Here is an 8843-nt window from a genome sequence, read left to right as displayed (position 1 = left end):
CGGCCCCACCCTTTTGGGTCACGTCCTTTATGACTGAACCTTTATATCAGCGGGCGCCAAACAGGCGGGCGAGGAAGCCGGGTTCTTCCATCGGGAGGATTTTCCCGTGGTGCTTATAACGAAGGCTCGCATCGCTATAGCTTTTCGGCTTCACCCACCCGTCGGGGCGGCTGCTGCGGTAGGACAAGCTCGACATGGGTAATCCTCCATGAAATCTTTCCCCTGTGTCCGCCCGATAGAACACCCTATCGCCGCCACGGGTTCCCGCAGGGACTCTTATCGAGGCCGTAGATGTGACGCAAACGCAACACTCCGCGTCCCCAGCCCCTTATTTCCGTAGCGTCACCTTCGGTCCTATTCTTTCGACGGGACGATAGACCGCAGTCTGTTCTATTTTCCTCCCTGGGCGATCCAGCGGTCGATTTTGGCCTCGAGCACGCTCAGCGGGATATCGCCAGTGTTCAGGACCTGGTCGTGGAAGCGGCGGACATCGAAATCCTCGCCCAGCGCCGCTGCGGCCTTGGCGCGCAATTGTTTGATCTTCAATTCGCCGACCTTGTAGGCCAGCGCCTGACCCGGCATCACGATATAGCGCGCCGTTTCGCTCTCGGCGAAATCGCGCGGCTGGCCGTTGGCGACCATGTATTCGAGCGCCTTCTCGCGGCTCCAGCCCTTGGCGTGCATGCCGGTGTCGACCACCAGCCGCACCGCGCGCAGCAATTCGCCGCCCTGAAGCGCTTGGAGGCGGTCGATCGGATCGTCGTAAAGGCCGAGCTCGTAGCCCATGCTCTCCGCATAGAGGCCCCATCCTTCGCTAAAGGAGGTGAAGCCGCCATAGCGCATGAAATCGGGCAGTTCCTCGTTCTCGAAGGCGAGCATGGTCTGGAAGTGGTGCCCCGGATTGCCTTCGTGCATGTAGAGGTTGATCGAGGTGCCGAGCTGGCGTTCGGCGACGTTGTACCCGCTGAAATAGAAAGTGCCCGGTCGCGATCCGTCGACCTTGCCCGGGAAGTAGGAGGCGGCGAGATTGAACTTCTCGCGATACTCCTCGTAGGGCTCGATGCGTAGCGGCGTTTTCGGCTGATGGATGAACAGGCGATCCATCAGCGGATCGACCTCGGCTCCGACCTCGTACCACGCCTTCTGCAGATCGGCTTTCGAAGTGTAGGTGGGCGCGGTGCGGTTCCCGCGTTCGGCATCGGCCTGGGCGATGGCCGCATTGATCCGCGCGACTTCGGAAAGCCCGGTCTGATGAATTTCCTCCGCCGTCAGCGGCAGGGTGGTCATTTCCTGTATGCGGTAGCGGTAATAGGCCTCGCCGCCCGGACTGGCCGTGGCCGCAATCGTGCCGCGCGCCTGCTCTATATATTTGGTGGCGAGGTACTCGCGCATCCGCTTCATGGCCGGGAACAGAGTGCCCGACACGACATCGCGATACTCGTCCGTCAGACGGGCCTTCTCCTCGGCCGGGAAGCTGTCGGGAAAGGCACCGAGAGGCGCGTAATAGGGATTGGCGGTGTCGGGCGCGTTCAGCTGCGTGTCGAACTGCTCGACCATGATCTCGACCGTCATGCGCGGCAGAGTGATGCCTCGGGCCGCGCCGGTGCGCAGGCGGGCGATCATCGCGTCGATCCCCTTGGCCGCCTCCCGGTGGCGCGACAGATTGTCTTCGTAATCCTCGACCGTGTCGAAGGGCATCAACGCGCCCGGCGCCGAAAGCCTCGGGTAGAAGACATGGAAGCCGCGGAAATGATCGATCGGCTGGGCGAGGATGGTGGGCAGGATCGCCGGATCGGTTTCGGCGATGCGGCGCTCCATCGTGTATTCGAACGTGTCGTAGACGATCCGGTCGGTCTCGCTCAGCGCGTCGCGATCGATGTTGCGAAGCGCGGCAAGGTCGGCCTCGGCGGCGGCGCGTTCCTTGACGTAATAGGCGGGGGAGAAATCGCCCAGCCGGTCGGCATCGGAAAAGTCCGAACGGAAGAAAGCCGCAGTAGGATTACGGTCCAGATAGGCCGCTTCGCTACGCTCGAGCAGCGCGTCGAGCCGGGCCGCTTCATCGCCTTCGGGCGCGCTGGCCACCTCGGCCGGAGGCACGCTGGCACAGGCCGCCAGCCCTCCGGCCAAGAGTGCGGACAGGGCGGCTTGGGCAAACATGTTTTTCACGGTTTCTCTCCCCGTTGCGCCCGCGTGCACGGGCGTGATTTCTCTTGGCAAGCGGTGTTCAGCCGCCGCCGGCAGCGATCCAGCGGTCGATCTTGGCTTCGAGCACCGGCATCGGCAGCGCGCCCGTGTCGAGCACCTGCGCGTGGAAGGCGCGGATATCGAAATCCTCGCCCAGCGTATCTTCGGCGCGCTTGCGCAGTTCCTGGATCTTGAGCGCGCCCACCTTGTAGGCCAGCGCCTGGCTGGGAATGGCGATGTAGCGCTCGACCTCGGCAACCACCTCGGTCTCGGTCATGCCCGAGTTCTGGAGCATGAAAGCGATCGCCTGCTCGCGGCTCCAGCCCTTGGCGTGGAGGCCGGTGTCGACCACTAGCCGCATCGCGCGCAGCTGTTCGTCCTGCAGCGTGCCGTAGCGGTTCCACGGGTCCTCGAAGAATCCCATCTCGTAGCCGAGCGTTTCGGCATAGAGCGCCCACCCTTCCACATAGGCGGTCTTGCCGCCGAAGCGCATGAAGCTGGGCAGGTCCTCGTTCTCGCGCGCGAGGCTGATCTGGAAGTGGTGCCCCGGCGCCCCTTCGTGGAGGTAGAGCGTGACATTGCCCGTCGTCAGGCGGCTGGGCAGGTCGTAAGCGTTGAAATAGAACGTGCCGGGCCGCGAACCGTCGGGCGCGCCGCTCTCGTAGGAGCCGCCGGCCGAAAATTGCTCGCGGTACTCCTCATAGGGTTTGATCAGCAGCGGGGTCTTGGGAACGAGAGAGAAATAGTCGTCGATCTTCTCGTCGACCTGCTTGCCGATGTCGTAGTAGGTCTGGGTCAGCGCCTCGCGGCTTTTCGGCTTGAATTGCGGATCGGTGCGGACGTAGTCGAAAAAATCGTTGAGCGTGCCCTCGAAGCCGACCTCGGCCTTGATATCCTCCATTCCCTGCTTGATCCGCGCCACTTCGGACAGGCCGAGATCATGGAGATAGTCAGGGCTCAGGGGCAAGGTGGTCGTGCCCTCGATCAGGTGCTGGTAGAGCGCCGGTCCGCCCTTCATCTGCGCAAGGCCCACGCTGTCGCGCGCCACGGCGTAATACTCGTCCCGCAGGAAGTCGCGCAGGCGGGCGTGGACCGCGTAGATTTCCTCGATGGCTACGCGGTATTCCCGGGTCAGGCGCGCCTTGTCAGCTGCGGAGAAATCCTCCGGAAAATTGGTCACCGGCATCCAGAAGGGCGATTCCTCGATATCCATCGCCAGCTGCGTGTCGAGCTGGCTGACGACATTGCCGATGGTCAGCTTCGTTTCCAGGACGCCGCTGTCCATGCCTTCGCGGAACCGGGCAATGGCGCGGTCGGTCAGCTCGACGTAATTGGCGTGGCGCGAAAGGTTGTTCTGGTAATCCTCAACCGTATTGAAGGGCGCGGCGCTCTGCCCGCTTGCGAAGCCCGGATAGAAGGTATGGAAGCCGGCGAAATGATTCACCGGGCGGACCTGCGTGACTGCGACAAGGTCCGGTGCAAGGCTCTTGAGCGCGCGTTCCTGGTCGTATTTGAACACGTCGTAGGCGAGCTGGTCGGTCGGCGAGAGCGCGCTGCGATCGATGGCTTCGAGCTTCTCGAGATTGAGCTGCGCATCCGCGCGGCTGGCCTCGGTGTATTCGTCGGTAAGGAAATCGCCCAGCCGGTCGGCGTAGCGCATGTCGCCGCGGAACAGGGCATTGAGCGGGTTGAGCGCGAGATCGCGTTCGTCGGCATCGGCGAACAGCGCGAAGAGTTGCTCGTGGGCGGCAGCTGCATCACCGGCCTCGTCGGTGGCTACGGAGGTGGTGTCCACCGGCGCTTCGGCACGCATCTCGCCCGTGGTGGCGCAGGCGGCCAGCGATAGCGCGGAGGCGCCGAGAAGTGCGAAGCGAGCGAATACCATGTCAAAATTCCCGTTGAATATCATCCGAAAAAAGGGGCTTACCGCTCTGCCCCCATAAGGCAAGGCGCGCTTCGTCGGCGACAGACCGGCTTCGACGAACGACCGGCGGAAAACCTTTGCGCGGCACGTTCCCTCAGTCGGCGACCCGCCCGCGGACCATTACCCAGTCGACATCTTCCAGCACGGTGACATCCTCGAGCGGATTGCCCTCGACCGCGATGATATCCGCCGAATAGCCCGGCGCAAGGCGACCGATCTCGTTTTCCATCCGCAGCACCTTTGCAGCAACGGTCGTGGCGCTGGCGAAGGCTTCTCGGTCGCTCATGCCCTGTCCCACCATCAGCGCGAATTCCTCGGCGTTGCGGCCATGGTCGAACACCCCGGCATCGGTACCGAAAGCGATCGGCACCTTCCAGCGATGTGCCTTGCCCATGAACACCTGCGCGGTATCGGCAACGGCGCGGATTTTCTCCTCAACAACCGGCGTATAAATGCCCTTGCCGAGCCCTTCGGTGACGCCCTTGAACGCCATCAGCGTGGGGATGAGATAGGTGCCGCGCTCGCGCATGACCTTTGCGGCGGCCTCGTCGATATAGGTGCCGTGCTCGATGGTATCGATGCCCGCGCGCGCCGCCGCCTCGATCCCGCGCGCGCCATGCGCATGCGCCATGACGTCGAGCCCGAGCGAATGCGCGGTATCGGCAATGCTCTTCATCTCGGCATCGGTGAAATGCGCTTCGAGACCGCGGCCCTGCTGGCTCAGCACGCCGCCGGTCGCGGTGATCTTGATCGTGTCCGCCCCGTTCTGGCTCGCGCGGCGTGCCTTCTCAGCGCATTCGACCGCGCCAGTGCAGCTGTAGCCGCTGGAAAGGATCTCGTTCACTTCGGGAAGGAAGCCCGAGACATCGCCGTGTCCGCCGACGATGGCGAGCGGCGGGCCGGCGGCGACGATGCGCGGCCCCTGGATTACGCCTTCCGCGGTCCCGCGCCGGAGCGCGAAAGCGGTATGCTGCGCGCTGCCCGCCTCGCGGACGGTGGTGAAGCCGGCCTTCAGCGTCTTCTCGGCGTTCTTGGCACCGACCACCACGCCCCATTCGGCGGGTTCGGTCGCCCCGCGCCAGAAATCGCCGCCCGGATCGCCGGTGAGATGGACATGGAGGTCGATCAGGCCCGGCACCAGCGTCTTGCCCTCGAGGTGCACCATCTGCGCTCCTTCGGGAACCTCGGCCCAGCCGTCGACGATGCTGACGATCCGGCCATCGGTCACCGTCACAGTCGAGCGGCCCAGCGGCGCGCTGTCGGCATCGGCGATCACGCCATCGGCATGGATGACCAGCGTCTCCGCCAGCACGGGGGCGGCGGTGGACAGCAGGCAGGCGGCAAGGGCAGCGGGCAAGATGCGCATGGGGTTCTCTCCTCTTCGGGCGCGGTGATGCCGCTTCTGCCGGTCGCTGCCAAGCCCCGGTTTGCCCTTTGGGCGCGCATCGCTATGTGTGCGCCCAAAGCATTCACATGAGAGAGGATCGCAAATGACTGTTCGCCCCATCGCCATCGCTGCAACCCTGCTGGCCGGTGCCTCGATCGCCGCCACCGCGCAGGCGCGCCCGATGACGCCCGAAGACGTGGCCCAGCTGGAAAGCGTAGGCACCATCGCCGTGTCGCCCGACGGCAGCCGCATCGCCTACACCACGGCCAGCCTGCCGGACATCACCGATGGCGAGGAGAACGGCAGCACCGAGCAGCAGCTCAAGATGGCCTACGCGCCGATGAACGCGCGCGACTTCCTGCCCGAGGACATGAGCGTCTCGGGCATCACCTTCTCGCCCGATGGCCGCATGGTGAGCTTCGTGTGGGCCGATGAAGACGAAGACCGCGCCGTATGGGGCATCCCCGTGGATGGCGGCGCGCAGCGCAAGCTCGCCGCGGTCGAGGATGCCGATGTGCGCTCCTTCGCCTGGGCACCCGACGGCTCGCGCATCTGGATGCTCGCCTCGGCAGAGAAGGACGAGGCCCGCGAAAAGGAATCCAAGGCCGGCTTCAACGCCATCGTCTATGAGGAAGAGGCGCGCCTCAACCGCCTGTTCTCCGCCGCCGCCGGCACGGAAGTGGACGGGGAACCGGTGGCCGTCACCATTCCCGGCTATGTCAGCGGCTTCAAGGTCGCCCCGGGCGGCAAGACCGCCGTGGTCGAGAGCGCCCCGACGCCGCAGATCGACGACGCATACACCTCCAAGCGGGCGCATGTGATCGATTTGACGAGCGGGAATGTCCAGCGTGTTGTCGAAACTCCGGGCAAGCTGGGCGACATCGAGATTTCGCCCGATGGAAAGCAGCTGTCCATGATCGCGGGCGTCGACATGAACGATCCGGCAGACACCACGCTGCACCTGGTCGATGTCGCAAGCGGCAGCTATCGCGCGCTCAACGCGGGCGCGCCCGAAGCGGCGGTTGATGCCGAATGGCTCGCCGACGGCCGCCTTGCCGTCGTCATCCACAAGGGCGCCCAGTCTGCGCTGCGCATCTACAACGCCAACGGGACCGTTGCCGAGGAACACGATGGAGGCGCGCTCATCCTCACCAGCGTCGAGGCGGGCGGCAAGACGCTGGCCGTCGAAGCCAACAGCCCCACCCATCCGACCGAGCTGTTCGTCTGGAACAAGGGCAAGTTCACCCGCTGGACGAAGCACAACCCGTGGCTGTCGGACATCGACTTCGGCAAGCAGCGCACCTTCCGCTATACCGCGCGTGACGGGCAGGAAGTCGAAGGCGTGCTGATCGAGCCGGTCGGCGGAGCCCCGCGCGGCGGCGCTCCGTTGATCCTCAACGTCCACGGCGGTCCCGAGGCGCATGACAGCAATGGCTGGCAGACCGCCTATTCGAAGCCTGGCCATGTCGCGGCAGGCCAGGGCTATGCCGTATTCCTGCCGAACTATCGCGGGTCGACCGGCTATGGCACCGCCTTCTCCAAGCAGCACACGGGCAATTACACCGATCCGGAATTCACCGATCTGGTCGACGCCAAGCGTGCGCTGGTAGAAGCCGGGATTGCCGATCCCGATCGCACCGGCGTGACCGGCGGTTCCTATGGCGGCTATGCCACCGCATGGTCCTCCACCGCGCTGTCGGACGAGTTCGCCGCGGGCGTGATGTTCGTTGGCATCTCGAACCAGATCTCGAAGTTCGGCACGACCGATATCCCTTACGAAATGTACAACGTCCACTCGGGCAAATGGCCGTGGGACGACTGGCAGGCGATGCTCGAAGTCTCGCCGATCTACCATGTCGACAAAGCCGACACGCCGCTGCTCATCCTGCACGGCGCGGAGGACACCCGCGTTGCGCCGAGCCAGAGCTACGAGCTTTACCGCTCGATGAAAGTGCGCAAGCCCGATGTGCCGGTCCGCCTCGTGCTCTATCCGGGCGAAGGCCACGGCAACCGCAAGGCCGCGGCGCGCTATGACTACAATCTGCGCATGATGCGCTGGTTCGACACCTACCTGAAAACCGGCGACCGCGACGCAGCGCTGCCCGACAGCCGCCCCGAACTGCCCGAGGGCACGACCGGCGCGGCAAAGAAGGACGACTGACACCGCGCCAAAGCGCCCCAACCTGCTAAACCCGCCCTTACATTACCATGCGAAAGGGCGGGTTTTTGCGTTCAATTCTTGCCATTGTCGTGGGGATCGGCCTCGTTGCCGCTGGCTTCGGCTATATCCGCGATATCGACAGCATGCCGATGGTGATGAAGGTGATCTTCGTCCTGTTCGGAGGGGTATTGGTCTATGCCGGGCTCTACCACGGCTGGCTGCGCATCCAGCGCCGCAGGGCCTACTCCGGCGGGCGCGAGCGGCAGGGCACCGCGCGCTTGCTGAAACCGCTGGACGAAGATGATTCGCTTGCCTTCGTCCTCTTCGCCAACAGCCATTCCGAGTGGCTTATGTCGGTCGATCGCGGCAGCATCCGGAAGATCGAGAGCGGGCTCGGCGACGGCTTGCCTGCCCGCGCCTATCTTGGCGACGACGACCGGATCTACGGTCTCGACATCGGCTCCACCAAGGCGCTGCCGATTTCAGTCGGAACGCCCTATGGCGGCAAGCTCAAGGAGCGCGTCGACTGGGCCGAGCGCAAGAAGGCCGAATGGGCCGCGCGTAGGCGCGAGGAATGAGGTATCAGCCCGCCGCCTGCCACTCGCCGATTGCCTCGACCGGCCAGATCAGCATAATGACGTTGAGCGTCAGGTTGTCGCGCACGACCATGGCGGCGACGATCTCCATGATGATCGCAAGCGCAATCGTGACCTTCACCGGCAGCTTGAGCGCAAGGTAGAAGCCGAGGCTCATCCAGCCGAGGTCGGCCAGCGAGTTGACGATGCTGTCGCCCGAATAGCCCCAGTTCACCGTGACCGAGCGATAACGGTCGATCACCATGGGCGTGTTCTCGATGATTTCCCACGCCGCCTCGAGCGCGATGGCAAGCGTGAAGCCCCACTTCGCGCCCTTCTTGCCGCCGATCCCCAGCTTTGCGAACAGCAGCCAGCCCAGGGCATAGAACAGCATGCCGTGGATGATGTGGCTGGGCGTGTACCAGTCGGCAAGGTGCTGGCTGTTGCCCGAAGAATTGATGTCCCCGTGCCAGAACTTGACGTAGCCGCATTCGCAGATCGGCGGCCGGTCCATGGCGAAGAGGATCGCCAGGGTGAAGACGACGAGGATGAGCGAAGCGACAAGCGCCGCGCGATGCGGCTTGAGCGACCGGTTTTTCATGGCGGCGAACC

At 64.4% G+C, this 8843-nt stretch carries 7 protein-coding genes; 2 read left to right on the top strand and 5 right to left on the bottom strand.

Annotated elements, in window-relative coordinates; translation table 11 throughout:
* Positions 1-46 precede the first annotated feature (46 nt).
* From ED21_RS15610 to ED21_RS07805, 4 genes are all read right to left on the bottom strand, one after another.
* Positions 47-196 (bottom strand): hypothetical protein, encoded by a 150-nt coding sequence (locus tag ED21_RS15610; RefSeq protein WP_006833329.1) that lies wholly within the window; start codon positions 194-196, stop codon positions 47-49.
* 194 nt (positions 197-390) lie between these two features.
* The gene (locus tag ED21_RS07815; protein ID WP_034921957.1) at positions 391-2157 is read right to left on the bottom strand and encodes a DUF885 family protein; all 1767 of its coding nucleotides are present in this window, start codon (positions 2155-2157) and stop codon (positions 391-393) included.
* Between the two features lie 67 nt (positions 2158-2224).
* Entirely contained in the window at positions 2225-4069 is a 1845-nt protein-coding gene (locus ED21_RS07810; RefSeq protein ID WP_034921953.1) for a DUF885 family protein, read from the bottom strand.
* 133 nt (positions 4070-4202) lie between these two features.
* A complete protein-coding gene (locus ED21_RS07805; protein WP_006833326.1) occupies positions 4203-5474 on the bottom strand; it encodes an amidohydrolase family protein in 1272 nt (423 codons plus the stop codon).
* 124 nt (positions 5475-5598) lie between these two features.
* Between ED21_RS07805 and ED21_RS07800 the strand changes: the two genes are divergently transcribed.
* Positions 5599-7656 carry a S9 family peptidase gene (locus tag ED21_RS07800; protein ID WP_006833325.1) on the top strand — a complete coding sequence of 686 codons (2058 nt, stop codon included), beginning with the start codon at positions 5599-5601 and terminating at the stop codon, positions 7654-7656.
* A gap of 65 nt (positions 7657-7721) precedes the next feature.
* The gene (locus ED21_RS07795; RefSeq protein WP_156787391.1) at positions 7722-8234 is read left to right on the top strand and encodes a hypothetical protein; all 513 of its coding nucleotides are present in this window, start codon (positions 7722-7724) and stop codon (positions 8232-8234) included.
* 4 nt (positions 8235-8238) lie between these two features.
* On the opposite strand, the gene ED21_RS07790 is transcribed toward ED21_RS07795, so the two are convergent.
* Positions 8239-8832, bottom strand: a complete 594-nt coding sequence (locus ED21_RS07790; protein ID WP_006833323.1) for a DUF2585 domain-containing protein — start codon at positions 8830-8832, stop codon at positions 8239-8241.
* Between the last annotated feature and the right edge of the window lie 11 nt (positions 8833-8843).

Source organism: Erythrobacter sp. SD-21, assembly GCF_000181515.1.
Lineage (GTDB): Bacteria > Pseudomonadota > Alphaproteobacteria > Sphingomonadales > Sphingomonadaceae > Qipengyuania.
The sequence above is the reverse complement of the archived record's forward strand: the minus strand, read 5'-3'. Positions and strand labels throughout refer to the sequence as shown.